Source organism: Mesorhizobium sp. WSM4976 (assembly GCF_029625685.1).
Lineage (GTDB): Bacteria > Pseudomonadota > Alphaproteobacteria > Rhizobiales > Rhizobiaceae > Mesorhizobium.
Window position 1 is genome coordinate 1 of the sequence record NZ_JARTVT010000106.1, and the last position, 767, is coordinate 767.

The following is a 767-nucleotide window of genomic DNA, read 5'->3' on the forward strand; positions in this document are numbered from 1 at the left end:
ATCGCCATATCGCGCGGGTCCAGATAGCCTTCGAATGCGGATTCTGCAAAAGGACCTGCCAGACACGCAACTATCTCTTGGATCGCTTCATCGCGTTGGAAATGTCGATCCATATCGTTCTCGAAAATCGGCTTTAGCTCCGAGGTGAATCCTTGCGCTGAATAGAAAACCGTGCCTTCGACAAAACCACCGCACTCTCCGTCACCGGCGTCGGGGTAAATACTAACACTTGAGAAAGCAGGGAGTTCACGGTCGTCGTCGAACATCTGACGGTGCAAAACGATGGCGGCCACCGCGTGCCCGGCTTCGTGATGCGCCACAGACGGGAGAAGATATTGGGAGGCTACATTCATGCGGTGCGGCTCTCAGATCTAGTTTCCATCCAAGCCCTGATATCGGATTCAAGCCATGCGACTCGGCCGGGGGAGATGCGACGCCGCTTAGGGAACAGGCCTGCCTTCAGAGTCGCGCGGTCGCGCTCGAACTGCGTTCCACTGAAGTGCTTCAGGGTCTTTGCCGACTGGCCGGCGGCCCAGGCAAGTGCCCGCTCGCCTTCCACATCTTCAAGCCAAAGATAGAGATCGTCGTCGGGAGCATCCAGCGTTGGACGGACATCAAATGCGTTCATGTCCGGACAGCCTTCAGAAAGAAGGGATAGAGGCTTCCGTTTGATCGGGAACGCTTAGTGTTGGTAGCGGCGCCCACATGTTCGAAAAGCGTGATCATTGATGAGTTCTTCCAGTCGGTGCGGCATCGCAGTGCTTTTG

2 protein-coding genes are annotated in these 767 nt (G+C 56.1%); both read right to left on the bottom strand.

Annotated elements, in window-relative coordinates; translation table 11 throughout:
- A partial coding sequence (locus tag P9272_RS35925; protein WP_140671262.1) for a hypothetical protein occupies nucleotides 1-353 on the bottom strand: 353 nt, incomplete at its 3' end.
- Nucleotides 350-628 (bottom strand): AlpA family phage regulatory protein, encoded by a 279-nt coding sequence (locus tag P9272_RS35930; RefSeq protein ID WP_063169289.1) that lies wholly within the window; start codon nucleotides 626-628, stop codon nucleotides 350-352. The genes P9272_RS35925 and P9272_RS35930, both read right to left, overlap by 4 nt.
- Between the last annotated feature and the right edge of the window lie 139 nt (nucleotides 629-767).

Excerpts from the sequence above, each read along its gene's own strand:
- P9272_RS35930 (WP_063169289.1), bottom strand. The coding sequence starts at position 628 with ATGAACGCATTTGATGTCCGTCCAACGCTGGATGCTCCCGACGACGAT.